The organism is Synoicihabitans lomoniglobus (assembly GCF_029023725.1).
Taxonomy (GTDB): Bacteria; Verrucomicrobiota; Verrucomicrobiia; order Opitutales; family Opitutaceae; genus Actomonas; species Actomonas lomonigloba.
Genome location: NZ_CP119075.1, coordinates 1,916,330 through 1,943,181 on the forward strand (window position 1 = coordinate 1,916,330; position 26,852 = coordinate 1,943,181).

19 protein-coding genes and 1 tRNA gene are annotated in these 26,852 nt (G+C 60.4%); 13 read left to right on the top strand and 7 right to left on the bottom strand.

Going from position 1 to position 26,852, the window contains the following annotated elements; all coding sequences use genetic code 11:
• Positions 1 to 14: 14 nt before the first annotated feature.
• Positions 15 to 2,195: an ATPase, T2SS/T4P/T4SS family gene (locus tag PXH66_RS07465; protein ID WP_330928851.1), complete on the bottom strand. Its 2,181-nt coding sequence runs from the start codon at positions 2,193 to 2,195 to the stop codon at positions 15 to 17.
• Positions 2,196 to 2,398: 203 nt separating this feature from the next.
• Between PXH66_RS07465 and PXH66_RS07470 the strand changes: the two genes are divergently transcribed.
• From PXH66_RS07470 to PXH66_RS07485, 4 genes are all read left to right on the top strand, one after another.
• Positions 2,399 to 2,710 (top strand): YraN family protein, encoded by a 312-nt coding sequence (locus PXH66_RS07470; RefSeq protein ID WP_345781725.1) that lies wholly within the window; start codon positions 2,399 to 2,401, stop codon positions 2,708 to 2,710.
• A gap of 93 nt (positions 2,711 to 2,803) precedes the next feature.
• Complete coding sequence (gene zwf / locus PXH66_RS07475) at positions 2,804 to 4,339, top strand: glucose-6-phosphate dehydrogenase (protein WP_330928853.1); 1,536 nt, start codon at positions 2,804 to 2,806, stop codon at positions 4,337 to 4,339.
• A 14-nt stretch (positions 4,340 to 4,353) separates the two neighbouring features.
• Complete coding sequence (locus PXH66_RS07480; RefSeq protein ID WP_330928854.1) at positions 4,354 to 5,340, top strand: glucose-6-phosphate dehydrogenase assembly protein OpcA; 987 nt, start codon at positions 4,354 to 4,356, stop codon at positions 5,338 to 5,340.
• A 9-nt stretch (positions 5,341 to 5,349) separates the two neighbouring features.
• Entirely contained in the window at positions 5,350 to 6,084 is a 735-nt protein-coding gene (locus PXH66_RS07485; RefSeq protein ID WP_330928855.1) for a 6-phosphogluconolactonase, read from the top strand.
• On the opposite strand, the gene PXH66_RS07490 is transcribed toward PXH66_RS07485, so the two are convergent.
• The 3 genes from PXH66_RS07490 to PXH66_RS07500 form a co-directional block, all read right to left on the bottom strand.
• Positions 6,077 to 7,819: a GH39 family glycosyl hydrolase gene (locus tag PXH66_RS07490; protein WP_330928856.1), complete on the bottom strand. Its 1,743-nt coding sequence runs from the start codon at positions 7,817 to 7,819 to the stop codon at positions 6,077 to 6,079. The two genes, PXH66_RS07485 and PXH66_RS07490, sit on opposite strands and share 8 nt — an antisense overlap.
• Positions 7,820 to 7,910: 91 nt before the next feature.
• Positions 7,911 to 9,581, bottom strand: a complete 1,671-nt coding sequence (locus tag PXH66_RS07495; RefSeq protein WP_330928857.1) for a sodium:solute symporter — start codon at positions 9,579 to 9,581, stop codon at positions 7,911 to 7,913.
• Positions 9,582 to 9,719: 138 nt separating this feature from the next.
• The gene (locus tag PXH66_RS07500) at positions 9,720 to 10,490 is read right to left on the bottom strand and encodes a 3-keto-disaccharide hydrolase (RefSeq protein WP_330928858.1); all 771 of its coding nucleotides are present in this window, start codon (positions 10,488 to 10,490) and stop codon (positions 9,720 to 9,722) included.
• Positions 10,491 to 10,561: 71 nt separating this feature from the next.
• Between PXH66_RS07500 and PXH66_RS07505 the strand changes: the two genes are divergently transcribed.
• Positions 10,562 to 11,302: a tRNA-uridine aminocarboxypropyltransferase gene (locus PXH66_RS07505; protein ID WP_330928859.1), complete on the top strand. Its 741-nt coding sequence runs from the start codon at positions 10,562 to 10,564 to the stop codon at positions 11,300 to 11,302.
• Here the strand turns inward: PXH66_RS07505 and PXH66_RS07510 are convergent.
• Entirely contained in the window at positions 11,275 to 12,873 is a 1,599-nt protein-coding gene (locus PXH66_RS07510; RefSeq protein ID WP_330928860.1) for an aldehyde dehydrogenase family protein, read from the bottom strand. The two genes, PXH66_RS07505 and PXH66_RS07510, sit on opposite strands and share 28 nt — an antisense overlap.
• A 125-nt stretch (positions 12,874 to 12,998) precedes the next feature.
• On the bottom strand, positions 12,999 to 14,588 hold the full coding sequence (locus PXH66_RS07515) for an aldehyde dehydrogenase family protein (protein ID WP_330928861.1): 1,590 nt from the start codon (positions 14,586 to 14,588) through the stop codon (positions 12,999 to 13,001).
• Positions 14,589 to 14,919: 331 nt separating this feature from the next.
• Here PXH66_RS07515 and PXH66_RS23105 point away from each other — a divergent pair, with 331 nt between their 5' ends.
• The 8 genes from PXH66_RS23105 (at position 14,920) to PXH66_RS07560 (ending at position 24,571) form a co-directional block, all read left to right on the top strand.
• Positions 14,920 to 16,515, top strand: coding sequence for a methyl-accepting chemotaxis protein (locus PXH66_RS23105; protein WP_425609314.1), 1,596 nt, complete (start codon positions 14,920 to 14,922; stop codon positions 16,513 to 16,515).
• A 43-nt stretch (positions 16,516 to 16,558) separates the two neighbouring features.
• Positions 16,559 to 17,026 (top strand): chemotaxis protein CheW, encoded by a 468-nt coding sequence (locus PXH66_RS07530; RefSeq protein ID WP_330928862.1) that lies wholly within the window; start codon positions 16,559 to 16,561, stop codon positions 17,024 to 17,026.
• Positions 17,023 to 18,276: a CheR family methyltransferase gene (locus tag PXH66_RS07535; protein ID WP_330928863.1), complete on the top strand. Its 1,254-nt coding sequence runs from the start codon at positions 17,023 to 17,025 to the stop codon at positions 18,274 to 18,276. The genes PXH66_RS07530 and PXH66_RS07535 overlap by 4 nt, the downstream gene beginning before the upstream one ends.
• 1 nt (position 18,277) lies before the next feature.
• Positions 18,278 to 18,958, top strand: a complete 681-nt coding sequence (locus PXH66_RS07540; protein WP_330928864.1) for a chemotaxis protein CheW — start codon at positions 18,278 to 18,280, stop codon at positions 18,956 to 18,958.
• On the top strand, positions 18,955 to 21,258 hold the full coding sequence (locus PXH66_RS07545) for a hybrid sensor histidine kinase/response regulator (protein ID WP_330928865.1): 2,304 nt from the start codon (positions 18,955 to 18,957) through the stop codon (positions 21,256 to 21,258). Before PXH66_RS07540 ends, PXH66_RS07545 begins: the two co-directional genes overlap by 4 nt.
• A complete protein-coding gene (gene cheB, locus PXH66_RS07550) occupies positions 21,255 to 22,280 on the top strand; it encodes a chemotaxis response regulator protein-glutamate methylesterase (RefSeq protein WP_330928866.1) in 1,026 nt (341 codons plus the stop codon). The genes PXH66_RS07545 and cheB overlap by 4 nt, the downstream gene beginning before the upstream one ends.
• 46 nt (positions 22,281 to 22,326) lie before the next feature.
• On the top strand, positions 22,327 to 24,393 hold the full coding sequence (locus PXH66_RS07555) for a response regulator (protein ID WP_330928867.1): 2,067 nt from the start codon (positions 22,327 to 22,329) through the stop codon (positions 24,391 to 24,393).
• 90 nt (positions 24,394 to 24,483) lie between these two features.
• Positions 24,484 to 24,571, top strand: a tRNA-Ser gene (locus tag PXH66_RS07560).
• A gap of 196 nt (positions 24,572 to 24,767) precedes the next feature.
• Here the strand turns inward: PXH66_RS07560 and mdoH are convergent.
• Positions 24,768 to 26,849 (bottom strand): glucans biosynthesis glucosyltransferase MdoH, encoded by a 2,082-nt coding sequence (mdoH, locus tag PXH66_RS07565; RefSeq protein ID WP_330928868.1) that lies wholly within the window; start codon positions 26,847 to 26,849, stop codon positions 24,768 to 24,770.
• Between the last annotated feature and the right edge of the window lie 3 nt (positions 26,850 to 26,852).

Genomic DNA, 26,852 nt, shown 5'->3' on the forward strand with positions numbered 1-26,852 from the left:
CCGATGGCAGGTGGTTACTTGATCATATCCGGCGGCACATTGGCCAAGGCCTCTTCGATGGTCGTCAGTCCTTGTTTCACCTTCAGAAGTGAGTCCTGGTGCAACGTCTTCATCCCGTCGCGCATGGCGATGCGTTTGAGCTCGGCGACCTCAACTTCCTTGTTGATAGCGGCGGTGAGTTCCTCGCTATTGACCATAAGTTCGTGGATACCGACGCGGCCCTTGTAACCCATGCCGCCGCACGTGGGGCAGCCCTGCGGGTTGGCTTTGAAAACCTGGCCACTCCAACCGAGCGCCTTTTCCATGAGCATCTTTTCGCGTCCCTCGGGCTCGTAGGCGATTTTGCAATTTTTGCACACCCGGCGCATGAGACGCTGGGCGCAGACGCACAACAATGACGCGGAAACGTTGAACGGTTCGACGCCCATTTCGCCGATACGACTCACCGTTGAAGGGGCGTCGTTGGTGTGGAGGGTGGAGACCAACAAGTGACCGGTGAGGGCCGCTTCCACGGCGATGCCGGCGGTTTCGGAGTCACGAATTTCACCGACCAAGATCACATCCGGATCCATTCGCAGGTAGCATCGCAACGCCCGGGCGAAGGTGAGCCCGATCTGCCGGTTCATCTGCATCTGATTGAGACCGGGCAGTGTGTATTCGATCGGATCTTCGGCGGTCTGAATGTTGACGTCGGGGTGATTGATCTCGGCCAGCGCCGAATAGAGGGTCATCGACTTACCCGAGCCGGTGGGACCGCAGTGCAGGATCATGCCGTAGGGCTGTTGAATACAGGCGCGATACTTCTCGAGATTTTCCTCCGAGAATCCGAGTGCCGGCAGGGGCAGGGTGGTCTTGGTTTTATCAAGAATACGCATGACCACCTTCTCGCCGTGATTCATCGGTCCGGTGGCGACACGCAGATCGATGTCCATATTCTTCTTGGTGTATTTCTTGAAGACGATACGGCCATCCTGGGGCAGGCGGCGTTCGGCGATATCAAGATTACACATGATCTTGAGCCGGGTCACCAGAGCGTTGGTCACTTGGCTGGGCAGCCGAAGTTTTTCCGCGCAAAGGCCGTCAACGCGGTAGCGGACGATCAGGTTCTTTTCCTGCGGCTCGATGTGGATGTCGGATGCGCCGGAGATGTAGGCGTCCTCGATGATACGATTGGCGAGTTGAACAATGGGAGCCGAGTCTTCGCTTTCGAGGTCGGCGGCACTGACTTCGCCGGCATCGCCGGACGGACTGTAGGCCGTGCTGATGACATCGGCGACCCCGCCGATATCGACATCGGAATCACCGCTGACAGCGGTGTCGGATTTGAAGTATTTTTTAACGAGATTCTCAATGAACGTCGCGGAGGCGACGCGGGTTTCCTCGATGTTTAACTCGGTCGCCATCTGGAACGACTCGCGTTTGGCATAGTCGAGCGGGTTGCTCATGAGCACGGCGACCGAGTTCGGGCTCAGTTGCTTGTGCGGGAAAATCCCTTCGCGACGAATGATCGCATCGCCCACGACCTCCACGAGCTTTTCGTCGACCTCGATTTCCTTTTCATCGGTGATCAGCGGGGTGTCGGTGAGACGAGCGATGAACTTGGCCGTGTCGTCGGCGTTGAGCTTAAACTTCGGGTCCAGCATGCGCTGGATGAGCGTGGCGGAGTATTCGGCGACCTCGACGAGGAGCTGCAGGTCGTTCTCGGTGAACTGGCCGTCGGTGCCGGCTTCCGGCTCCTTGTTGAGCACTTGAATCGCACCGATGTTGACGTTGGCCTTAAGCGGCACTGTCAGCATGGAGCGCACCTCGAAGCCCGTGTTCATGTTTTTGAGCGAATCACCATCCGGTCCGTCGGCGGTAAAGAACAACGGTTCGCCCGTTTGGATGACCTTGCCCACATTGCCGGTGCCCAGCGGCAGCTTGAGATCGAGCAATTTTTCCGCGGTGGCCCGGAACGTTTCTTCCTTGCTCGGCTCGGCCTCCCACAGCGTCGGCGAATAGTAAATGTGACGGAAAGTGATGTCGTTACCTTCAACGAGGTAGAGCGTCATGGACTGAGCCTGCAGCGCCTCGACGACCTTGGTGGAGGTCAACTCGATGACGGATGTCACGTCCTCTTTACTAGGCGCCGGCTTGGCGATTACTTTGATGAGCAAGGAGCGGCGCAAGGCGCCTGCGGCATTCGGTGCGGCCATGGAAGTCGTTCTGATGGGGGGAGTAACTCTCGGCGAAGCTGCGGGCTCGCGTTGCGACGGCACCCTGTGCTCCACTCACGATTAGGATGCTGAGAGCGTTGCTGTTAAAATGGTTGAGTCAACGCCGGTCACCAATCGATCGCGGGACCGCCGGAGAGCGTTGGGCGGAGCGATTTCTTTGCCAAGAGCACGGGTTCCGGCTCGTGACCCGCAATTGGCGCAACCCGCGTGATCGGCGCGAGGAAATTGATCTGGTGATGCGGGACGGCGCGATTCTGGTATTTGTGGAAGTCAAAACCCGTTCCGCCGACGCACTCGTGCCCGGTTATCATGCCGTCAACGAGCATAAGCGGGGAATCATGCGCCGGGCCATCAACGCCTACCTGCGTGGACTGGCCGAGCCTCCCCGGACGCACCGATTTGATATCGTGGAAGTGGCTTGGCCCCGAGCCGATGCCGCGGCCGATCCTGAAATCAAACATTTTGCGAATGCGGCGTTGAAGCGACGGCACTGATCCATTGCAGCAAGAAGGTTCATGGACGGATGCGGTCAAATCGCGGGTTCGGCCTTGCTAGGATTGGGCGGCTGCGTGTCTTCTTGCTGCCATATGGCCGAAACTTCCCGCCATCCTTTCTTACAGGGACTCAGCAAGCATCGTGGTGCACCTCCGACCGCGGTCGTGATCTTTGGTGCCTCCGGTGATCTCACCGCCCGCAAGTTGATTCCTGCGGTCTATAATCTGGCCGCGGATAATCTGTTGCCGCCGGATTTTCATCTCATCGGCTATGGCCGCAAAGAGATCTCCCACGAGGCGTTCCGCGAATTGGCGGCCGACGCGATCAAGGAGTTCTCCCGGCGCGAGCTGAGCAACGACGTCTGGGATCGTATTGCCGCCCGCACCACCTATGTGGCTGGCGGCTATGACGATCCGGCCGCCTTCGACCGTTTGGCGGAGCACTTGGCCGAGATCGAGAAAAAGGTCGGTCGCGACGTGCAGCCCTTGTTCTATATTTCGACGCCGCCGTCGGTATTTGGTCCCATTCTGACCAACCTCGGATCGAGCGGTCTGGCCAAGAAGCACATCGATCACCCCCATCACGCGAAGGTCATCATCGAGAAGCCGTTTGGGCGCGACCTGGAGTCGGCTCTCAAACTCAATCAGACCGTGCGCAACGTGCTGGAAGAGCACCAGGTTTACCGCATCGATCACTATCTCGGTAAAGAGACGGTGCAGGACCTGTTGGTGCAGCGTTTCGCGAACTCCATTTTTGAGCCGCTGTGGAACCGCAACTTCATCGACAACGTGCAGATCACGGTGGCCGAGGAAGTGGGCGTCGGCACGCGCGGCGGTTACTACGAACAAAGTGGCGCGCTGCGCGACATGATTCAAAATCACACCATGCAACTCGTGGCGCTCACCGCGATGGAGCCGCCGGTGTCGCTCGATGCCGAAGCCATTCGCGACGAGAAAGTGAAACTCCTGCGCGCAATCCAGCCGCTCGACCTCGGAGCCAATGGCGATGTGTCCCGCGCGCAATACGCGGCCGGCATGATCGGGGGCAAGCCCGAGCCCGGATACTTGGACGAGGAGGGGATCGCGCCCGAATCCGCGACCGAGACCTACGCTGCCATCCGTCTGTCCATCAACAACTGGCGCTGGCAGGGCGTGCCGTTTGTCATCCGCTCCGGCAAGCGCATGGCGCGTCGCGTCACGGAGATCGCGGTGCAGTTCAAACGTCCTCCCGGCACGTTGTTCGCCAAGGGCGGGTTTGATCTCGCAGCCAACACCTTGTCGTTCCAAATCCAACCCGATGAAGGTCTCAGCCTCATTCTGAACGGTAAAGTTCCCGGACTCGAAACCCGGATGCAACCGGTGAAGATGAATTTCCGCTACAGCACGACTTACGGTTCCAACACGCCGGAAGCCTACGAGCGTCTCGTGCTCGATGCCATGATCGGGGATGGCACGCTCTTCATCCGGGGCGACGAAGCGGAAACCTCGTGGAAACTCTACACGCCCGTGCTCGAAGCCTGGGCTGCCGCTGGTCGTGAAGGCATGGACAGCTATCCCGTCGGCTCTTGGGGACCAGCCAGTGCCGACGCCTTGCTCGCCGCGCACAACAACGTATGGCGGAAACCCTAGGCCGAAGCTGACGCATGCCCGCAGTATTTGAACAATTGCCCGGGATCGAAGTCCCGGTTGGCGAGATCAAACAAAGCCTGGCCCGCCTCTGGCACGACGCCACTCACGGAGGCGACGCTGTGCCGGCGCCCAATGAAGTGCGCGCCATGCAGATGAACTTTGTGCTGCACTTCGGCTTCGCGACCACGCCGCCGGAAGCGCTGTCGGAATTCGACACCATCAAGGCATTTGCCCAGCGTTACCCGTGTCGAGTGGTCGTGCTGTGTCCCCTCAACGAGGACAACGCCGGCGTCGAGATGCGTGCCAAGGTTTACGGCGAGTGCTTCCTCGGGAAATCGAAAAGCGACACCCGCTGCGTTGAGTTTGTGATGCTGTGTTATCCGATGGCCTCCCGCCAGTTTTTGGAAAACCAAGTGTCCATCTGCCTTTCGACCGATCTGCCGCTCTATTATTGGGCCCACCGGTTTTCGGACAGCGGTCGCCTCGCGGATTACCAGTTCATGCTGCAACACGCGAAGCGGGTCATTTTTGACACCGCCCTCGTGCCCGCCGACGCGATGACATATCCTTGGCCCAAACCCAAAGCCATACGTGATCTCGTGCACTCGCGTTTGCTGCCGGTGCGTCAATTGCTGGGTCAATTTCTCTCCGGATTCCCCCCCGACAAACTCGTGGCCGGACTCCAACAGGTCAGGCTCTACCATCGCGCAAAATACGCGCCGGAAGCCCGGGTTCTCTGGGCCTGGTTGCGCAACCGACTCTGTGCCTGCGGGGCGGCCGATGATATCGACGGTGTGATCAAGCCCAGTGAAGCCGTCGGCATCGACGACTTCGCCGTGGAGTTTCGCTACGACAGCGCCAACTACTTCAAATGGCGGGCCGCCATCGGAAAAAATCACGCTGAGTTTGCCGCCGATTTGGGCAATGGTCGCGTGGACCTGACCACCGCGATGCACCTGCTCGATCCGCCTGCCGCCTTGGCCGAAGCAGTGTTCTTCTAGACAACTTTGATGACTGAAAAACAGACGGATTACGGCCGCTTCGTGGTCGGCGAAAAAATGGAGTTGTTTGCCGAAGCGGTGAAACTCGCCGTGGCCGCGAAAGCGGCGAGCACGAGTGATCAGTTCACTTGGGCTTTCACCGGCGGATCGACGCCGCAAGCGTGGTATACGTGGGCGGCCGAAACGGGCGCGATCCCGGCCGACGTCATGGCGACCACGCACTTCACCGTGAGTGACGAACGCTGCGTGCCGTTGTCGAGCGATGAAAACAATTTTGGCAACGCCGAGCGCAAGTTACTCGCGCCCCTCGGCGTGCCGGTCGAACACCGGCACCCGTGGCCGGTCGCGATGGATCCGGTGCCCGCCGCCGCCGCCTACCGTGAAACCATGGCGCTGATCAACGGCCCCCAGAAAGCCTACGATGTGTGCTTCCTCGGCATGGGCGACGACGCGCACACGGCTTCGTTTTTCCCGGGCAGCGCCTTGCTTGAGGACGACGGCGGGGAACTGTTCGCCGCCATCGACACGCCGCAAAAAGGCTGGCGACTGACCATCACGCCCACGGGGCTGCGCACCTGCCAACTCATCGTCGTGATGGCGCTGGGGGCGGGCAAAGCCGCCGCGCTCAAGCGTGTTTTCCAAGGCGACGATTCGCTCTTGGATGCGCCATCCAAAATCCTCGAAACCTGCGGCGATCGCGTTGTTTGGTTGGTCGACGAAGCCGCCGCGGCGGAACTCAGTTAGGCGGAGGTTTCGGTTTGCCTTCCGGCGGGGGCACTTGAATCGGAACGTCCAGAAATTGACCGATCACCAGCACCACGGACTGCGGAGGTAGCACGAGTTTCGCAACGCGCTCATCGCGGTTGCGCTCATGAAACTTCACCTCCAGCGGTTGCAGTTGTGATGCGGTCTGCAAGGCAAGCACCTGGTCCGGGGAAGGATTTTGCGGTTCCCCCATCGCGCGCCAACGGGAGTAAGCGTTGGCGTTGTTTTCATCCACTCGCATGGCGAACCATCCCGTATCGATCGCACTGGAGCGCACGCCCGTGAAGACCAGTTTAACCTCAACCGATTCTCCCTCTCCGGATACGTCATGGTAGTTCCACAGGAGAACAGCGCGAGTGGTGGCAACGGCCCCGACATCGGAGCGACCGCGGACACTGTCGGCCATAATATCGTCAGTTGAAATCATCGCGGCGTTTTCCACGCGCACCCGCTGTTGGTGCTGGAAGGGTTGCATCAGTCGAAATGCATTCAACACGGGCAAGGCGATCTCGTTGGTCGTCAGAGCTCGCAGGCCATTAAACCAGGGTTGATCATGGAAGGTGAACGCCCAGCTCACCGCCCCTTCGAGGCGCAGCCCGTGGCGAGTCATCAAGTCTTGTTTGCGCATGAAGGCGGCGGCCGTATAGGCGGCAAACTGCGACGTGCGGCGGTAGTCGCGCTCGGGGTCGAGCGTGGCGGGGCACCCTGCACAGCCTTCGGGGTCGGACTCGCCAATGTAGATAGGCAACTCGCGAAACTCCGGGAACGTGGCGATAATCCTTCCGTAGGTATCGATGGTCTTCAGCTGGTTGCGCAGGTTCATCTCGACGCGTCCCTGTTCATCGAGCCGGGTGGTGCCTTTGGCATGGAACGCGATGAAATCAAGCGGAGCTCCGATCTCACCGGTAGCGGCATTGAGGCCGGACCGGCAGTGCTCCAAGAAGGCTTCCATGAAGACATCACCGTTTTTCCAGCCGGGATCGGTGACGTGGGGACCGCCGACTTTTGCGCCGGGCAGAACCGACTTCACGCCGGCGGCGAAATGGTCGTAGAGCATGAAGAACTCTTCCATCGTGCCCTTCCAATAGGGCGATTCGGGTTCGTTCCACGGTTCCCACAGCCAGGATTCGGCGCGCTCGCGACCGTAACGGTCAACGGAATGCTGCGCCCACGCGGCGATGAGATTCTGCCATTTTCGGTAGTCCTTCGGCGGATAAAACGCGCCACCTGAAACCATGTCTTTGGGCAAACCGCGCCGCGTGAGTTGCGGCGTATAAGGATCGGGTTGAGAGGAGAGATCCTGGGGCATGAAGCCCGCTTGCACGAAGGGTTCGATACCGGGCTGCGTCAACTCGTCCATGATTGCGTCGATCATGGTCCAATCGTAAACGGGGTGACCGTTTTCGTCCTCGGTGTAGGCGTTGGTGCTCGACCATTTCAGTGCCAGCGTGCCGTCACCGCTGGTCAGCAAATGGTGAACCCGAATGCGGATCGGCAAGTCACTGAGTTCATTCAGTTCGCCGAGTAAATGGCGCCCCTCGGAAGTCAACGTGGTCCCGGCTTCGTCGTAACCGAAGTAGTTCCAAATCGGACGGAGTGGTTCGCCAACTGGTTCGTCGGCATGAACGGTGATCGTGATCGGTTCGGCGTTGATGCTGAGCGTGGGGAATACACTGACTCCCAGCAGCAGGAGGGGGGCGAGGGGTAGACGCATACGTGAATGTCGGCATCGCCATGCCTAATGTCGACGAGGCATGGTGTTTACCGTTAGCGGGACGGGGGCCTACGACACTGCGTCGACCGTGCTAGCTCAGCCAAAAACTGAAGTAGACGTAGATGCCGCCCACGAGCGCGAGCACCCCGACCGTGGCCCATACTTCGGGTGCGCCCCAAGAGGCGCGGTTCTCGGTCGCTTGTTCCGGCGTGATCGACGTGTAGGTCAGGCCCCGTAACTGCTCCGCGGACGGCGCGGGCGCGGTCAGTGAGGCAACGACCACGGTGATGATACTGATGAGAAACAGCCAACCGGAGGCGTAGAGAAAGTTGTAGGAACCGATGGCGTGAAGCAGACCGGAATCGCCAAATGCCCCGCCACCGTCCAACGCTTGCACGGTCAATTTGATCATGCCCAACACAAAGCCACTGGTAAGGCCAATGAATGCGCCACGGGCGTTGATGCGTTTGAAAAACAACCCGAGCAGGAACGTCGCGGTAATGGGCGGGGCGAGGTAGCCCTGCACACTCTGCAGGTATTGATAGAGGCCTCCGCCCGACACGTATTTCATGACCGGAATCCAAATCACGCCGAGCACGACCACACAGCCCGTCGCAAAACGACCGACGCGAACGAGCTCCTTTTCAGAGCGGTCGGGCCGCAGCTTGCTATAGATATCCACGGTAAACAGCGTGGCGCAGGAATTGAAGAGCGACGCCAACGAACTCATCAGCGCGGATAAAAGCCCCGCAACCACGATGCCACGCAGCCCGGCCGGCAGCAACGTCGCCACCATCGTCGGAAACACCATGTCTCCGTTGGTGGAACCGTCCGCTTTCGACGGAATGATCATGATGCCTTTGGTGTGCAGCGCATAACCGATCATACCGGGAATGAGAAAAACGAAAACCGGTAGGACCTTGAGGAATCCACCGAAAATCGCGCCGCGACGCGCATCGCGCAGGGATCGGGCGGCGAGGGTGCGTTGCACGATGTATTGGTCCGTGCACCAATACCAAATCCCGACGATTGGTGAGGCGATCATGATGCCGAGCCAGGGGAAGTCCGGGTCACTCATCGGCCGCCAGAGGGCGAAGTTGTCGGCGTTGGCCCCGAGCACAGTTTTGAGCTCTCCCCAGCCCCCGAGTTGTTGCAGTCCGAACAGGGTGATGAACACCGAGCCGAACAGTAGCAGCCCCGTCTGCGCCACTTCGGTGTAAAGCACCGCACGCAAACCGCCGATGACGGTGTAGATGCCGGTGAGCACGACGGTCGTCAGCGCGCCCACCCAAAAGGCGTTCTCCGGCGAACCAAAGGTGTCGGGTAACAACGTCATGAATACCACGGCACCGGCGTAGACGGTGACCGATACCTTGGTGAAGACGTAGGCGATCAGTGATACGATCGACAGGGTCCAACGTGACCGACTGTCGAAGCGGCGCTCCAAAAACTCCGGCATGGTGAACACGCCCGATCGGTAGTAAAACGGCACGAAGACCCAACCGAGCATGAGCATGATCCACGCATGCAGTTCCCAATGAGCCATGGCCATGCCACTGGAGGCCCCGTTGCCCGCCAGACCGACGATATGCTCGGAGCCGATGTTGGAAGCGAGCAACGAGCAACCGACCACAAACCACGGCACATTGCGCCCGGCGAGGAAGTAGTCGGTGGTGGTATCGGTCTTGCGCGAGCTATACCACGCGATGGTCGCGAGCACCACGAAGTAGGCGGCGATGATGATCCAATCGAGAGTAGTCATGGAAGGGGTAGGAGGGGGACGCGTCGATGGGCGCGTCCTGATTGGGGTTAAAACTCAGACATGGTGGGGAGCGATGGCGACGGCGCGCGACGTCCCGATAGGCGCGTGCAGGCTCGCGGCCTGCACGCGCAGTGAGCGTCACTCGACGATGGTCGACGTCGGCAGCGTGAGTTCGCGCACCCAGATATTGCGAAAAGCCATCGGGTTGCCGTGATCCTGCAGTTTGATGGGTAGGCGCGGCACGTGATACTTGTAACTGGGAAGCCCCCGCCACTCGGTCGGCCCGGCGAGATGCACGTCGAGTTGCGTGAGCACGCCGTTGTGAAAAACCGTCACGCGGGCGGGCGAGGTCAGTTTGCCGCCGGCGTCGAACCGGGGGGCGACGAACACGATGTCGTAGGTATTCCATTCACCGGGAGGTTGAGTCGCGTTCACCAAAGGTGGGTGTTGTTTGTAAACGGAGGAAGCGCCGCCGTTCACGTAGGTCGGGTTGCGGTGCGAATCGAGCACCTGCACCTCGTAACGCTCCATGAAGAACACGCCGCTGTTGCCGCGGCCCTGGCTCTTCCCGACGATGGGCAACGGGGCGCGCCATTCCAGGTGGAGTTGCACGTCGCCAAAGGCGGCTTGGGTGCGAATGTCTCCCGATTTGGGTTTAACGACCAAGGCGCCATCCACGAGATCCCACGGCGCTTTGCCGCCGTCGGGACCGGCCGATTCCCACGCATCGAGGGATGTTCCATCGAAGAGCACAATGGCATCGGATGGCACTTGTCCGGGTTGGGCGGATACGATGACGGGTTGGGGCGACCAATATTCCGTCATTTCCGGCGGCGGCAGTTCGTTTTGGCCGAAAAGCGGTGATCCAAGGAGGGCGAGGGCGAGCAGGCGGCAAGAGATGCGACGCATGATAAGGCGTAAATCAGAGTTAGGGGTTTGAACGCGAGAGGGTGAGCCCCATCAATGGACGGCTTGTCCTTATGAGTCGAGCGACCTGTTACCGTTGTTTTTGGCCCCAAGCCCATTGTTGGTGCGAACAAATCGTGCCGATGGGCACCGCCACGCGTTACGTGCTGCTGATGCACCCGAAGGAGTTTCGGCGGGAAAAGGCCAACACCGGGAGGCTCACGCACTTGTGCCTGAGTAATAGCGAGATCATCCAAGGCGTCGCGTTTGACGATCATCCGCGGGTCAAAGCCGTGCTGGCCGATCCGAGCAAGCACGTGGTGCTGCTTTATCCCGGCGACGAAGCCGTCAACCTGTCACTCTCGCCGACATCGCCCGTCACCCCGCCGGGGAAGGAGCTTGTCGTGCTGTTGCTCGACGCCACTTGGAGTTGCGCCCGCAAGATGTTGAAAATGAGTCCCTCGTTGCAGCGGTTGCCGCGGATCATGTTCACGCCGTCGACTCCCAGTCGCTACGTCATCAAGCAGCAGCCGTTCAACGGATGCCTTTCCACCCTGGAATCGGTCCACGAGGTGCTGACCGCCTTGGCCGCCCGGGGCGAAGACCGCTACGAGCTGCCGCGGCAATTGCTGGAGATTTTCGACCGGATGCAACAGTTCCAGATCAAGTGCGCGGTGGATCCGAATTTGGGAGGGTATCGACGTCAGCCCTACAAACCGGCCGGCGAACGCAAACCATTCACGGGGAAAAGCTCGCGCCGCCGCGCCAACTTGTTCCGGTTTGGCGATCAGCCCGAGGCGGAGGCGTCCGATTGAGTCCAGACACCATCGATGGAGCGCCAAAGTTTGCCGGTGGGGTTTTCGTTGCGCAACGAAGCGGGCAAGCGGTGTGGCCGCACGTGATCATAGCAGCGTAAAGCGCCGAACCGACGGAGCGAAGCCGGCATGCCGACAGCGGTAAACCCCGGATGGCCACCGGCCGGGAATGGTCCGCCGTGCATCATGGCCGGGGAAACGGCCACCCCGGTCGGCATTTTGTCATTCAGTAATCGGCCGATGCGCGGAGCGAGGATCGAGGAAATCCGCTCATAGAGCAGGTCGTCCGTTTGATCCGTCACGGAGTAAATCGATCCGGTGAGCGAAGCGTTCAGTCTTTGCGCAATCTGGACCAGTTCGGTGGAATTGGCCGCGACCACGACGAGTGCAGCGGGACCAAACATCTCGTTTTGAAAAACCGCCGGGTCGTTGAGAAACGTGCGACCGGAAACGCGGAGCAGCACGGGCGCGACAGTGAATCCGGTTTCCGCGGGAGTCGTGCCGCGAGCGACCATGAGTGCCCCGGCATGCAACAGCGCTTTGACGCTTGCCTTCAAGTGGGACGGCAGTGCGCGGGAGAGCATGGGGCCGAGGGTGGCGCCATCGAACCGTTTCGCTGCGGCCGCCAAAAATCGATCGAACCCCAACCCCTCCACCGTGAGCACCAAACCCGGGCTGGTGCAGAACTGTCCCGTGCCCTGATGGCAGGAGTCGCAAAACTCGTGGGCGATCTCCTCCGGCCGTTCAACCAGCGCTCCGGGTAAAATGGTGACCGGATTCACTCCGCTCATTTCAAAATAACCCGGTGTGCCGACCGCGTCGGCCGCCGCTTTGATTTTGCGCCCTGCGGTTTCGCTGCCGGTAAACCCAATGGCGCCCAGTCGCGAATCGCCGGCGAGACTCAGACCCACCTCGGGCGAACAATGGTAGAAAAGCTGAACCGTGGCGGGCGGGAGATGGGCGGCGGTTGCCGCGACCAGCGCGAGTTCGGCGAGGCGTTGGGTTGTGCCGGGGTGCGCCGGGTGCGATTTGGCGATCACGGCGTGACCGGTGGCAACGGCCGCGGCGAAATCTCCCCCGCAGATGCCGTTGTAGGCGAAAGGAAAGTTGTTCGGGCCCATCACCAGCACCGGTTTGGCCAACGACTCGAGACGCGAACGGATATCGTGGGCCGTGTCGATGGTCGGCATCGTCCAGTCCTCGGAACGCGCCGACTGTGCGGCATCGCGGAGCTGTTTAATGGTGCGAGGGATTTCAACTTCGAGGAGTCGCGGACGCCGGGGCAACCCGGTTTCACGATGAGCGAGAGTGGCGAGTTCCTCCGCATGCTCGTCGATGGCAGTGGCGTAGTTGTCCAGAAAAGAGGCCAGCGCGGTGGGGGCGGTGTTGGCGAGGGTGCGGGATGCCAATCCCGCCGCGTTAAGCAACCGATCGATGGTGGCTTGGCCGGAAAGCGGAAAGTAGGCGGTCAGGTCTTCACCCGTGCTGGGGTCGGCGGCTGAAAATGAATCGGTAGACTCCTCCGGGGACGTCCAAACCCCGTCGATCAGCAGCGGATGAAGTGGTTTCATGAGCAGACGATAGCAGGACTCCGCGTGAGAGCCAACGGTCGCGTCTTTTTGAGCGGCAAAAAAAACGCGGCCTCAGCGGGCCGCGTTTCGAAACAACTGAAAGGGAGAGGGCGGATTGTTCCGAATCAGGAAGCCACGTCGGCTTGGGTCCACGTGCCGTCGATCAGGCGCCAGATGACACCGTTCGGATTCTTGTCCTGAAGCGTCGCGGGTAATCGACCGGCACGGACGTTGTCGTAGCAACGCAGCGCACCGAAGCGACGTAGCGAGGCCGGGATGCCCACGGCCGTAAAGCCCGGGTGGCCTCCCGCCGGGAACGGACCGCCGTGCACCATGGCGGGCGAGACTGCGACTCCCGTGGGCATCTTGTCATTGAGCAAACGGCCCGCTTTGGCGGCGATGATCGGGACCAGACGATCGTAAAGTGCGTCGTCACTGCCGTCGGAGGCGGAGTAAAACGAGGCGGTGAGCGATGACTCCAGATGCTCGGCGACGGCAGCGAGTTCATCGGCATCGGCGGCGACCACAACAAGCGCGCCCGGTCCGAACATTTCGCGTTGGAAGGCCTTGGGATCACCGAGGAAAGTCGCACCGCTCACGCGGAGCAGGGCAGGTTGAGCGCGGAAACCGGGCTCCGTCGGCTGGGTGCCGCGACCCATCAGTTCGGCGCCATCCGCGACCAGGGCCTTGACGCTCGCATCGAGCTCGCCGGGCAGGGAAGGCACGAGCATCACACCGGATGGGGCCGCGTTAAAATTAGCCGCCGCCGTGGTGAGAAATGTTTCCGTATCGGCTCCGGCAATGGTGAGCAGCAGCCCCGGATTCGTGCAGAACTGACCGGTGCCCAACAGGCAGGAACCGCTGAACTCGGTGGCCAAATCCGCGGCTTTCTCGGCGAGCGCCCCCGGCAGGAACGCCACCGGATTGACACTGCTGAGCTCGAAGTAGGCGGGTTTACCCACGGCGTCGGCGGCGGCCTTGATTTTGCGACCGGCGCCTTCGCTGCCGGTGAAACCGATCGCGCCCAAACGCGGATCACTCGCCATGCGGTGGCCCTCGGCGTGGGAGGAACGGTAGTAGAGCTGAATCGTGGCAGTCGGCACGCCGGCGGTGGCCGTGGCGGCGAGCGCAATCTCGGCGAGACGTTTGCTGGTGCCGGGATGGGCGGGGTGCGCCTTGGCAATCACGGCGTGTCCGGTGGCAATGGCGGCCGCGAAATCGCCGCCCGCGATGCCATTGAAGGCGAACGGAAAATTGTTGGGGCCGATCACGAGAACGGGTTTGCCCAACGGTTCGAGTTGCGAGCGCAGGTTGTTGGCGGTGTCGATGACGGGTTGTTTCCAATCGCCCGCCCGTGCGGCGGCGGCGGCTTGCCGCAGCTGGCCGGTGGTGCGGGGGATTTCGACAACCTCCAGGCGCGGTTTAACCGGCAGACCGGTTTCAGTCGAAGCGAGGGCGGCCAACTCGTCGGTCGCGGCGGCAATGCCATCGGCATAGGCCTCCAAAAACGCCGCGATGGCGGTCGGGTCGGTTTCAGCAAGCGTTTGGCTCGCGCTCAAACCGGCGTCGAGCAGCGCGTCGATTTCGGCGCTCGAAGCCACGGGATACGTGTCGGGCAACAGCTCCCCCGTCGATGGATTGCTGGGTTGAAACGTGGATGCATCGGCGGGCGCGGAGCGCCATTCGCCGGCGATGAGCATGGGGTGTGCGGTCATAAATTGGTCAGTCAATGTAAGAACAAAGGATCGTAAAGGGAGCAGGCTGAATTGTGAGATGCCAGCGCCAAGCGCTAACTCGGTCCAACGCTTGCATGCCGCTTGCGCTTAACCATGAAGTGCAGGGTTTTTCGTGCTGCGACCGTGGGAAATCCCCGGGACGAAGAATGATTTCGTTCCGGCTAAGGCGGGGAACCTGCGCTGGCAAGAATCTGACCCATGAAGGTATTTTTTCGTAAACATGAGCGTCAATCGGCCGATGTCATTGATTATGAACAATTAGTCCGTTCGCCAACGCATCGTCTGGAGCTTCGGTTCCGTCATTGCGCTTATGCTCGTGATGGGGGTCTTCGCCTTCTACCGCATCGTGAAAATAGAACACGAGATCACCAGTCTCGAGACCGACTCCGTTCCCGGCCTCTATGGCGGCGCTCAGCTCATCACCAACTGGCTCGACATGTATGCACTCGCGGAACGTCACACGCGTGCGATCGACGATGCCGAGCAGGCCCAGATCGAGGTGCGATTGAATGAGCGTGTCATGCAGGCCGAAATGCTCCTGACCGCTTACGAATCCACGATTCGAAACGAGACCGACCGGGTGCTGTTCGAAACGTTCGAAGTGGAACTTCACACCTACGAAACAGTGCAGGCGGAACTACTGCGAATCAGTGCAAAGCACGACGACGCGGCGACCTCGGCTTTTGTAGTAAATGAACTCGAACCCCAATTCATCAAAGTCGAACGAGCGATCGAAGCATTGATGGACAATAGCAAGGCGGACATCGATGCTTCGACCGCGGTGATCAGCCATACGGTCGTTGCGACCGAGACCGGCCTGTTGGTGGTCATGGTCATCGTGCTTGCACTCGCCGTGTTTAGCGCGGTTTCGCTGGTTCGCGCGATCAACCAACCTTTACGCACACTGTTGGCCGTGACCGAAGCGATGCGCCAAGCAGACTTCACTCAACGCGCGCAACTGGCGCGCAACGATGAATTTCGAACCCTGGGCGACGGATTCAATCGTATGGCCGATGACCTCGCGGCGCTGGTCGGTCAGGTGAAAAATTCGGTGGTGCAGGTGAATACCTCAACGACCGAGATTTCCGCAACCGCTCGCGAACAACAGGCCACCGCGAGCGAAATCGCCGCCACAACCAGTGAAATCGGAGCCACTTCAAAAGAGATCTCGGCTACCTCCAAGGATTTGGTGCGGACGATGGGTGAAGTTTCTGATGTCGCTGATCAATCCGCTCAACTCGCCGACAGCGGACAGACCGGCTTGGCGCACATGGAAGAGACCATGCATCAAGTCATGGAGGCCGCCGGCGGCATCAAGTCCAAGTTGGCCATCCTTAACGAAAAGGCCCTCAACATCAACCAGGTCGTAACCACGATCACGAAGGTTGCCGACCAAACCAATCTCCTGTCCCTCAACGCTGCCATTGAGGCGGAAAAAGCCGGTGAATACGGCCGCGGATTCGCCGTCGTGGCGACCGAGATTCGCCGCCTGGCCGATCAAACCGCGATCGCGACCTATGATATCGAACAAATGGTCAAAGAGATGCAGTCAGCGGTTTCGGCCGGGGTGATGGGGATGGACAAGTTTTCCGAGGAAGTCCGGCGTGGCATGGACGACGTGCAGCAGGTCGGCGGGCAGCTGGCGCAGATCATCCAGCAAGTGCAGGCTCTCGCGCCCCGGGTCGAGGCAGTCAATGAAGGCATGCAAGCGCAGTCCACCGGCGCGGAGCAGATCAGCCAAGCGCTCGAACAGTTGAGCGAGGCAGCCCAGCAAACGGTCGACAGCCTGCGGCAGTCCGGCGAGGCGATCGACGGGCTGAACACGGTGTCGCGCGATTTGCGCGATGGTGTTTCCCGATTCAAACTCAGCCCCGCCGCGACGTCGGGAAAACCCGCCGGGCGCTGATCTCGCGGCGGCACTGCGACCAAATCAGCGGGAAATTTACCCGATGCTTTTCATTCTATTCCAACTCGATCGCGATCACTACGCCCTGGAGGCTTCCCGGGTCAAAGTCGTGCTGCCGTTGGTGCGGGTGAAACGAATTCCCGGCGCCGCAGACGGTGTGCAGGGGCTTTTCAACTACAGAGGACAACCCGTGCCCGTGATCGATTTGAGTCGAATGGCATTGGGGCGTCCGGCGCGGGAGAGCCTCAGCACCCGGCTCCTGGTCGTTTCCTACCGGGATCGCACCGGGGGGACTCGGCTGCTCGGACTCGTCGCCGAGTATGCCACGGAAACGCTGCGTCGCGATCCGGAGGATTTTGTGGAATCGGGACTTAAAAATGATGGTAGTCCCTACCTCGGTCCGGTGGCCAGGGACCCGCGGGGGTTGATTCAATGGGTGGAGGTTGATCGACTTTTATCAGCCGAAGTGCACGACCAACTATTCCCCCCGGGCACGGAGGTGGTGGCGTGAAAACGACCGAAATTGAGGACCTTCTCCGTCGCACGATGGGACTCGATGCGGCGTCCATCGGGAGTGAAAGTATTCGGCGAGCCGTAGCGCTGCGGCGGGAAATCCGTGGCGGCATTTCGCCGACGTCCTACGTGGAACAACTGCGCGAGAATCGAGAGGAATTGCAGGAGTTGATCGAGGAAGTGGTGGTGCCGGAGACTTGGTTCTTCCGCGATGCCGGGGCGTTCGAAGCGCTGACCCAAATGATGACGGAACGAAAAGCGTCCGGGGATGAGACAGCGTGGCCGTTGCGCGTGCTGAGCCTGCCGTGTTCAACCGGGGAGGAACCGTATTCCTTGGCGATGGCTTTGCTCGACGCCGGCCTGGAACCGGAATCGTTTTCCATCGATGCCATCGACATCAGTGCAAGGGCCCTGCAGCGCGCCCGTCTGGCGGTTTTCGGACGCAATTCCTTTCGAGGCGATCAACTCTCATTTCGCAACCGCTACTTCACCCCGGAAGGCTCGCGCTGGCAGTTGCGCGATCTCGTCCGTTCACGCGTGCGCTTCACGCGGGCGAATCTCCTGGGCGACACCCTGCCGGAGGTGGTGCGAGCCGCCGCCTATGACGTGATTTTTTGTCGAAACCTGCTCATCTACTTTGATCGCCCCACGCAGAACCGGAGCGTCTCGACGCTCACGGCATTGTTGGCACCAACCGGTTGTTTTTTTGTGGGCCCCTCGGAGACCGCGTTGATGCTGGATCACGGTTTTTCGGCCGTGAAATCGCCGCGGTCGTTTGCGTTTCGACGTGCCGAACCGCGGGTTTCCCAACCCGTCGTGCGTAACCGTGTGGCGGTAAAATCACGGTGCGCTCCGTCGCCGCCAAAGGTGCCTGCGGCGCGGGTGAAACGATTGCCATTCTCCCACCTCAAATCCCCGACGCCGCGATCAGCCGGACCCGTTGGCATGGCGGAGGCCATGCGCTTGGCCGACCAAGGCAAACTTGTCGAAGCGCGGGCGGCCGGTGAGCAAGTTTTGGAGCAACAAGGTCCTTCTGCGGCCGTTTTTTATGTGCTCGGTTTGGTGCGGGATGCCGCGGGTGACACGGTGAGTGCGATGGAGTTTTATCGCAAGGCGCTGTATCTCGAACCGCGCCACGCGGAAGCGTTGGTGCATCTCGCGATTTTGTTGGAAGAGCGGGGTGAGGTTGCCGGCGCGTCGCGTTTAATGGAACGCGTTCGTCGACTCGAAGCCAAGGTAGGGTCTTGAAATGAGTGTGCCTGAATCATCGTCCCGGATCCAGAATCTCGATACGTGTTGGAATCGCATCGGCGTGCGCGGCGACGGCTCCTGCGTTGAACTCGAACAGCACAGCCACTGTCGAAACTGTCCGGTGTATTCGGCTTCGGCGGTAAAATTGCTCGATGTCGGACTGCCCGCGGACCATCTCGATCATTGGGGACGTCACTTCGCGGAGGCGCTGCCCGAACGCACCACCAATTCACGGTCGTTCATGTTGTTCAGGATTGGCCCGGAATGGCTGGCGCTCCCTACGGCAGTGTGCCGGGAAGTAACGTCGGGACGGGCGGTGCATTCGCTGCCGCACCGGCGCAGCGGAGTCGTGCGCGGACTGATAAACCTACACGGCGCGCTGGTTGTATGCGTGTCTCTGGAAGCCGTATTGGGGTTGCAACCGTCGGGTTCCCGCAAATCCGGGAGCGCGGGCCGGATGCTGGTGATCGGTGCCGCCGGGCAGGCCTCGCTCGCGTTGGCGGTGGATGAAGTGCACGGGTTGCATCGGTGTAGGTCGGAAGACTTGGTTCCGGCTCCCGCCACCGTGAGCAAGGCGACGTCGGCTCACGTTTCCGCCGTTCTGCCCTGGCGTGAACGCTCGGTGGGTTGCGTGGACGAGTTGCGGTTGTGGCAAACGTTGGATCGGAGTCTCGCATGAGTGATGATCTGAGCGATTTTTCTTTGTTCGACCTCTTTCGATTGGAGGCGGAAAACCAGACGCAGGTCATGACCGAAGGACTGCTCGCGTTGGAGCGGGATTCCACGGCCCAGGCTGAACTTGAAGCCTGCATGCGCGCGGCGCACTCATTGAAGGGCGCGGCTCGTATCGTCGGATTGGATGGCGGCGTTTCTGTGGCGCATGTAATGGAGGACTGTTTTGTCGCGGCGCAACAAGGCGGCATCAAACTCGACCATGCTCGTATCGATGTCCTGCTGCAGGGCGTCGATTTGCTGACCCAAATTGCTCAGACCAGTGAAGCGGATGTCGCGCAATGGGAGGGAGACCGTCGCGCCGAAATCGACGCGTTCCTCACGCGACTGTCGCATGCTGATGAAACTCAGTCGGAGGCGGCGGTTCCAGCGCGGGAAACTGCAACCGAGATTCCGGCGGAAGTCACGACCGAGTCCGAGGCGAGCAACAAGTCACCGCCTCCCGTTTCGGCCCAAACTTCGCCACCGCCTCTGGCCACCGGACCGAAAGAGACCGGTGAACGCGTCTTGCGCGTGACCGCCGACAACCTCGATCGGATGCTGGCGCTCGCCAGTGAATCCTTGGTGGAGTCCCGTTGGTTGAAACCTTTCGGTGAGTCCCTGCGCAAGCTGCGGCATCTGCATCAGGATTTGGCTCATACGCTGGACGCGATGCGGGAAACCGAGGGAACCGATGATGGCGGGCAAACCGTGGCGGCGTTGCATGATTCCGCGCGTGAATTGGTCGCGCAGTGTCAGCAATTCGTGAGCGCACGGTTCGACGAGTTGGAGGAGTTTGATCATCGTTCGTCACGGTTGTCTCATCGCCTTTACGACGTGGCGCTGGCTGCCCGCATGCGTCCGTTTGCGGATGGGGTGCACGGATTCCCTCGTTTGGTGCGCGATGTGAGTCGGGAACTGGGCAAACAAGTGCGGCTGGAGTTGGTGGGAGAGGGGACGACGGTCGACCGCAATATTTTGGAAAAACTCGAAGCACCGCTCGGCCATCTGCTGCGAAATGCCATCGACCACGGCGTGGAGGCTCCCGAAGTCAGGTCGACCGTCGGCAAACCCGCGGAAGCGACCATCCGGTTGGAGGCGCGACACAATGCCGGCACGCTGCAAGTCATCGTTGCCGACGACGGACGCGGCATCGATATCGCGGGATTGCGCGACAAAATCGTGAGGCGCGGACTGACCAACGAGGAGACGGCGCAGAAGATGAGTGAAACGGAATTGTGGGAGTTTCTCTTCCTGCCCGGATTCACGATGAAGGACAACGTGACCAAAATTTCGGGCCGGGGAGTCGGTCTCGATGTGGTGCAGTCAATGGTCAAGCAAGTGCGCGGCACCGTGCGCGTCACCTCCCAGCCCGGCATCGGCACCCGTTTTCTGCTGCAGTTGCCGCTGACGCTTTCCGTCGTCCGGGCGTTGTTGGTGGAGATCGGGGGAGAAGTCTATGCGTTCCCTCTGGCCAACCTTGCCCACACCATGAAAATTTCGCGGGGCTCGATCGCCGAACTGGAAGGACGAGCGCACTTCGACTTGGCGGGGCAACGGGTGGGTTTGGTGAGCGGTCATCAAGTCCTCGGCGGGAAGGAATCCACCACGAGCGACGAAACGCTGTCGGTCGTGGTCGTGGGCGAAACCGGCAACCATTACGGCATCGTGGTCGATCGTTTTCGGGAGGAACGCGAACTGGTTGTGCAACCACTCGACGCCCGGCTGGGTAAGATTCAGGATATTGCCGCGGCCGCGGTGATGACCGACGGTTCACCGGTATTGATCATCGACGTGGAAGACATGGTGCGATCGGTGGAGAAATTGGTGTCATCCGGTCAACTTAGCGGCATGCGGGAAACGGCGGTCGGCACCGAAGCGACGCGGGCCGCCCCACGTATTCTGGTGGTGGACGACTCGCTGACCGTGCGCGAACTCGAGCGCAAGGTTCTGGTGGGCCACGGCTATCAGGTGGAAGTCGCTGTCGACGGGATGGACGGCTGGAATGCCGTGCGATCGGGGCGGTTTGATCTGGTGGTGACGGATGTGGACATGCCGCGGATGGACGGCATTGAGCTGGTTTCATTGATCAAACAAGATCCGCATTTGTCCAACGTGCCCGTGATGATCATTTCTTATAAAGACCGGGAGGAAGATCGGCGGCGGGGACTCGACGCGGGAGCAGATTACTATCTGACCAAGGGGAGTTTTCACGACGACACGTTGGTTGAGACGGTGGTGGATTTGATCGGAGAGCCCAACGCATGAGAATCGGCATCGTGAACGACATGGCGCTGACGGTCGAAGTGCTGAAGCGGGTGCTGGCGTTGAATCCGCGTCATCACATTGCGTGGGTGGCGCGGACGGGCCAGGAAGCGGTCGAAAAGTGCGCGCAAGACACGCCTGAACTGGTGTTGATGGATCTGATCATGCCCCAGCTCGACGGGGTCGAGGCCACGCGCCGCATCATGGCAAATTCGCCCTGTGCCATCTTGGTGGTTACCGTTAGCGTGGGTAAGAATGCGTGGAAAGCTTTCGAAGCGATGGGGCACGGGGCATTGGATGCCGTCGACACACCCACCTTCGGGTCGGGCGACTGGCGAACCAATGCGGCACCGCTGCTGGCAAAAATCGAAATTATCGGGAAAATGGTCAAGGACCGCAACGGAAGGCTGACGCCACCGTTGCAAGCCCCACGGGGGATCAACACCTCCGGCAACCAGCATGTCCGCCTCCTGGCGATCGGAGCATCGGCGGGAGGGCCGGCGGCGGTAAACCAAATTCTGGCGGGATTGCCATGCGATTTTCCGGCCGCGGTGGTGGTGGTGCAACACGTGGATGAACGCTTTGCCCAAGGGATGGCCGACTGGCTGGGGCAGGAGTCCCGATTGCCGGTGCGGGTGGCCCGCGAAGGCGATGAGCCGGCGATGGGCACGGTGTTGTTGGGGGGCACGAACGATCACCTCGTAGTGGGTGCCGACGGCCGCCTTCACTATAAGCGACAACCCGTCGAATATGTCTATCGACCTTCCGTCGACGTATTCTACCAAAGCTTGAGTCTGCACTGGAAAGGTCCGGTCGTTGGCGTGCTACTCACCGGGATGGGCCGGGACGGCGCGCTCGGTCTCAAAGCCCTGCGCAATCAAGGCCAGCACACCATCACGCAGGACGAAGCCAGCAGTGCCGTCTACGGAATGCCCAAGGCCGCGGCCAAGCTCGCAGCGGCGGTGGAGATTCTTTCCCTCGAACGTATCCCGTCTCGTTTAACCCAAATCTGGAGAGCCGGATAAAAGACGGGAACCACTTTTAATTTATAAACCCAACGGAGTTTTCGCGATGAGCTATCACCTTCCCCATACGTATTCGATAATGGTCCTGCTAGTGGATGACCAAGCCATGGTGGGCGAGGCCGTTCGTCGGGCGCTGGCCACCGAAACGGACATTGATTTCCACTACTGTGTGAATCCGGCCGCCGCGGTGAAACTCGCGACGGAGATCAAACCCACGGTTATCCTGCAGGATTTGGTGATGCCAGGGGTGGATGGGCTGACCCTTGTGCGTGAATACCGCAAAAACCCGGCGACCCGCGACACTCCCATCATCGTGTTGTCGACGAAAGAGGAGGCGGCTGTGAAGAGTGAAGCCTTTGCGGTCGGCGCACACGATTACCTCGTGAAACTACCCGACAAAATCGAGTTGATTGCGCGCATTCGCCATCACTCCAAAGCGTATATCAACCAATTGCAGCGCGATGCCGCTTACACGGCGCTGCGCGAAAGTCAGCAGCAGCTGGTCGACAGCAATACCGCGTTGATCTCTCTGAATCAGAAGCTCGAGGAAGCCACGAAAGCCAAGTCGGAGTTTTTGGCCAACATGAGCCATGAAATTCGCTCCCCGATGAATGGCGTGATCGGAATGACGACACTGTTGTTGGACACGCCACTGGATTCGGAACAACGCGACTTTGTCGATATTGTGCGGAGCTCAGGCGAGAGTCTGCTGACCATCATCAACGACATACTCGATTTCTCCAAAATCGAATCGGGCAAAATCGAGCTGGAGGATCATCCCTACACCTTGCATCAGTGTATTGAAGAAGCCCTCGAATTGCTGGCCCCGCGCGCACTCGACAAAGGCCTGGAAGTCATTTCGCAGCTCGATCCCACTTTGCCGGCAATGGTGGTGGGAGATGTCACCCGACTGCGTCAGGTGATTGTGAATCTGCTGGGCAATGCGATCAAGTTCACTGCCGAGGGCGAAGTGCGAGTGTCCGTCTCCCGCGGGGAGACTCACCCTTCGGGCGAACTCACTTTGAATATCACGGTCGCCGACACCGGCATTGGTATTCCGCCGGAAAAGCAGGACCGTCTTTTCAAATCCTTCAGCCAAGTCGACAGTTCAACCACGCGGGAATTTGGCGGCACGGGTCTGGGGTTGGCCATCAGCAAGCGTTTGATCGAACTGATGAGCGGTTCGGTCTCGGTTGAAAGCGAGGCCGACCAAGGCGCGAAATTCCATTTTGACATCAAGGTGCGGGTGGAGGCCGATACGCCCCCGCGCTGGCTGGCCGGAGTCCCCGAACTGGAGGGACGCCGAATGCTGCTCTTGGAGGACAATGCCGCGCAGCGGGAAAACTTTCAGCAACTCGCGACCGGGTGGGGCATCGACCTGATCGCCGTCGAAACCGCAGCGGCGGCGCGGGAAGTTCTGCGTAAACCTGAAAGCCAATTCGATCTGGTTGTGATCGACCACGAGATGCTGGGAAATTCAGCGGATGCCGTGCTGACGGAAATGGCCGGGCTGCCCGGATCGGCGGCATCGGGGGTGTTTTTATTCACCGCTCGCGGTCAGGCGAAACCATCGCGAAACTTTAGAATCATTTCCAAGCCGCTGCGTCCGGTCAGCCTATTGGAACAACTCGCCCGGGCGGTCACAGGAGATCAACGCGAGGAAAAGCGGGTCGCGAGCACGTCTCCGTTCGGGGATGCCGAGCGCAGTTTGGCTGAGCGTCTGCCCTTGCGACTGCTGGTCGTCGACGACAATGCCGTGAACCAGAAAGTCGCCTGCATGTTGCTCAAACGGCTCGGCTACGTGGCCGACTCGGTGGGCAATGGACTCGAAGCGCTGCAAGCGCTCGACCAAAAAACTTACGACCTCATTCTCATGGACGTCCAGATGCCGGAAATGGACGGTTACGAAACCGCCCGCCGAATTTGCGAAAAATGGGAACCCCTTGACCGGCCGCGCCCACGCATCGTCGCGATGACGGGCAATGCGATGCAGGGGGACCGGGAATTATGCCTCGAAGCCGGCATGGATGACTACATCGCCAAGCCCGTGCGAGTGGATGAAGTGAGTGCCGCCCTCGAACGTTGGGGCGCGGAATGTGCCGCCGCTCGATGAGCCCTCAATGGAGCCACCTCCACCATCCCGCGGACGGAAGAAAATCTCGACAAGACCCGAGTGACGCTGACTCATTGGCGTGCTGCGACTGGAGAGGTGGCAGAGTGGTCGATTGCGGCGGTCTTGAAAACCGCTGAGCCGCAAGGTTCCGGGGGTTCGAATCCCTCCCTCTCCGCCAGCAACGATAAAACGTGGACTGACCAAAACGCCTAACGTGGACGATTTGAGGGCGTGTCACACCGGGGAGGGATGAGAATCCCCGGGGTTCGACGAAGCGATTCCGCCTTGGCGGGAGCGCGGAGATGGGTCGACCAAAGGTCGCCGCGTAGCGGGACGGTGCAGCCGGAACCAATCCCTCCCTCTCCGCCAGCGGGTTAAATGGCCTCGAGTCCGTAGCGTTGAAAACTCGGCCGCCATGAGGGGTGCAAGTCCGCCGGGTCGGTGAGCCAGGCGATTCGGTGGGTCTCCTCCAATGCGGCGGAATCACCTAGCAAGAGCCCGAGTTCTCGTGCTTCCAGAGCGTCGATTCCCGCGACCAACGCGTGTTGTCCGGCCGCATGCGCGGCGCTGGAATCCACTTCCGAATCTCGCTCCGCCAACGCGGCACGGATCGCGTTGCAATACGGATCGACGATCACGCCTTGAAGTTCGGATCCGGTCACGAGCAGCGTATCGTTCTTCATGGCGGTGGTTCTCGCGATGGTCTCGGATAGCTCCACGGGAAGTTGGCGTTCTTCGGGCGTGCTCAATAGTCCCAATTCCGCCAGGAATTGTCCGGCATCCTGACGCGAAACGAGCCATGAATAGACGGGGGCCAGCACCAACGCGGCGGTGAGAGGGAGCGACCAATAAAAGAGCCGATCGTCGACGCGCCCGGCCAGGATGGCCGCCGTGAGTCCGATGAGCGCCTGACCGCCGTGGGCGCGCAGGCTGAAGGCGAAGGACTGACCAACGTCGGCGTTTCGGCGCTGGGTGGTCCAAGTCACTCCGCGCCCGAAGGCCGTCGCCAACACGAAGCGCGAATGATAGATCATGAGGATCGGGGCGGAGAAAACCGAGAAGACCGTTTCAATGAGCAAGCTGGCCGCACTGCGTCCGACTCCGCCAAATCCGGCAGCGCGGCGGGGATGCAGCGCCGCATCGATCAGCGCGAGCACTTTGGGTAGAAAGATGCAGGCAAAGGTGAATCCGAACGTCAGCAAAGCATGGGCCGACAGCGAGAGTTCTCCCCAACCGTGGAGGAATGGAATCGGCAACACCGACAAATCACTGCGCGTGCGGTTGAACGCGTAGATCCCCCCGAGAATCAGAAACATCGCCCACAACAAAGAGGAGGCATACCCCATGATACCATTGGCCAGATGGATGCGGCTGATCCGGGGGAGCTCGCGAGAAAACAAGAGCCAAATGTGCTGCATGTTACCCTGGCACCACCGGCGGTCGCGCTTGGCGTGTTCGATGATATCGGGCGGGCATTCTTCGTAACTACCGGTGAGGTCGGTGGCGAGGCGCACATGATAGCCTGCACGGCGCATCAGAGCGGCTTCGACGAAATCGTGGCTGAGGATTTTACCGCCAAATGGCTCACGGCCGGGCAGATCCGGGAGCGCACAATGCGCGAGAAACGCATCCATCCGGATGATGGCGTTGTGTCCCCAATAACTCCCGTCGTCCTGCTGCCAGAAGTCCAGACCTGCCACAAAAAGCGGACCGAGGAAATGGTTGGAAAATTGCTGCAGGCGGCCCCACAGGGTTTGGGCAAAGATGATGCGGGGAGACGTTTGCAGGATGCCCAGTCGCGGATCGATTTCCATCCGGCGGCGAAGTTCGACGAGGGTTTCGCCGGTCATCACGCTGTCGGCGTCGAGCGTCACCATGTAGCGATAACGCCCGCCCCAGTTTTCGCAAAACTCCTGAATGTTACCGGCCTTCTTATCCTGATTGATCTTGCGCCGACGATAGTGAATGCGGCCAAAGGCGTTGAGCTCCCGACAAAGTCGCGCCCAGGTGACTTCCTCTCGAATCCAACAGGTCGGTTGATTGGAATCACTCAGCACAAAGAAGTCGAAATCGGCGGCCTCATCGGTGCGGGCCAGCGAGCGGTAAATCGCTTCCAAGCCGGCGAACACGCGGGAGGGATCTTCATTAAAGATCGGCAGCACGACCACGGTTTTTCCACGTTCGGGCGCGGGGTCTTCGCGCGATTTCTCGCGGACCGCAACCGGGGGTCGGAGCCGACACCCGAAGCCGAAAATCGCATGCACTGCGCCGGCCGCGATGCCCCAGAACAACAAGCCAAAGAGAACGGTGAGGGCGTGATACTCCGCCCCCACGCCCGCCCGGTGCAGCAGGTTGCCAAACAAGACGGTGGCGACGGCGGTGAGCGTGAGGATCAGCAGGTAGAACACCGCGCGTTTAAATCCCGGACGCTGAAAAACAGATGGGACGATGCTCATGGC

Bases quoted from the DNA above. Each gene is read 5' to 3' on its own strand.
- PXH66_RS07465 (WP_330928851.1), bottom strand. From the start codon at position 2,195: ATGGCCGCACCGAATGCCGCAGGCGCCTTGCGCCGCTCCTTGCTCATC.
- zwf (WP_330928853.1), top strand. From the start codon at position 2,804: ATGGCCGAAACTTCCCGCCATCCTTTCTTACAGGGACTCAGCAAGCAT.
- PXH66_RS07480 (WP_330928854.1), top strand. From the start codon at position 4,354: ATGCCCGCAGTATTTGAACAATTGCCCGGGATCGAAGTCCCGGTTGGC.
- PXH66_RS07485 (WP_330928855.1), top strand. From the start codon at position 5,350: ATGACTGAAAAACAGACGGATTACGGCCGCTTCGTGGTCGGCGAAAAA.
- PXH66_RS07490 (WP_330928856.1), bottom strand. From the start codon at position 7,819: ATGCGTCTACCCCTCGCCCCCCTCCTGCTGCTGGGAGTCAGTGTATTC.
- PXH66_RS07495 (WP_330928857.1), bottom strand. From the start codon at position 9,581: ATGACTACTCTCGATTGGATCATCATCGCCGCCTACTTCGTGGTGCTC.
- PXH66_RS07500 (WP_330928858.1), bottom strand. From the start codon at position 10,490: ATGCGTCGCATCTCTTGCCGCCTGCTCGCCCTCGCCCTCCTTGGATCA.
- PXH66_RS07505 (WP_330928859.1), top strand. From the start codon at position 10,562: ATGAGTCGAGCGACCTGTTACCGTTGTTTTTGGCCCCAAGCCCATTGT.
- PXH66_RS07510 (WP_330928860.1), bottom strand. From the start codon at position 12,873: ATGAAACCACTTCATCCGCTGCTGATCGACGGGGTTTGGACGTCCCCG.
- PXH66_RS07515 (WP_330928861.1), bottom strand. From the start codon at position 14,588: ATGACCGCACACCCCATGCTCATCGCCGGCGAATGGCGCTCCGCGCCC.
- PXH66_RS23105 (WP_425609314.1), top strand. From the start codon at position 14,920: ATGCTCGTGATGGGGGTCTTCGCCTTCTACCGCATCGTGAAAATAGAA.
- PXH66_RS07530 (WP_330928862.1), top strand. From the start codon at position 16,559: ATGCTTTTCATTCTATTCCAACTCGATCGCGATCACTACGCCCTGGAG.
- PXH66_RS07540 (WP_330928864.1), top strand. From the start codon at position 18,278: ATGAGTGTGCCTGAATCATCGTCCCGGATCCAGAATCTCGATACGTGT.
- PXH66_RS07545 (WP_330928865.1), top strand. From the start codon at position 18,955: ATGAGTGATGATCTGAGCGATTTTTCTTTGTTCGACCTCTTTCGATTG.
- cheB (WP_330928866.1), top strand. From the start codon at position 21,255: ATGAGAATCGGCATCGTGAACGACATGGCGCTGACGGTCGAAGTGCTG.
- PXH66_RS07555 (WP_330928867.1), top strand. From the start codon at position 22,327: ATGAGCTATCACCTTCCCCATACGTATTCGATAATGGTCCTGCTAGTG.
- mdoH (WP_330928868.1), bottom strand. From the start codon at position 26,849: ATGAGCATCGTCCCATCTGTTTTTCAGCGTCCGGGATTTAAACGCGCG.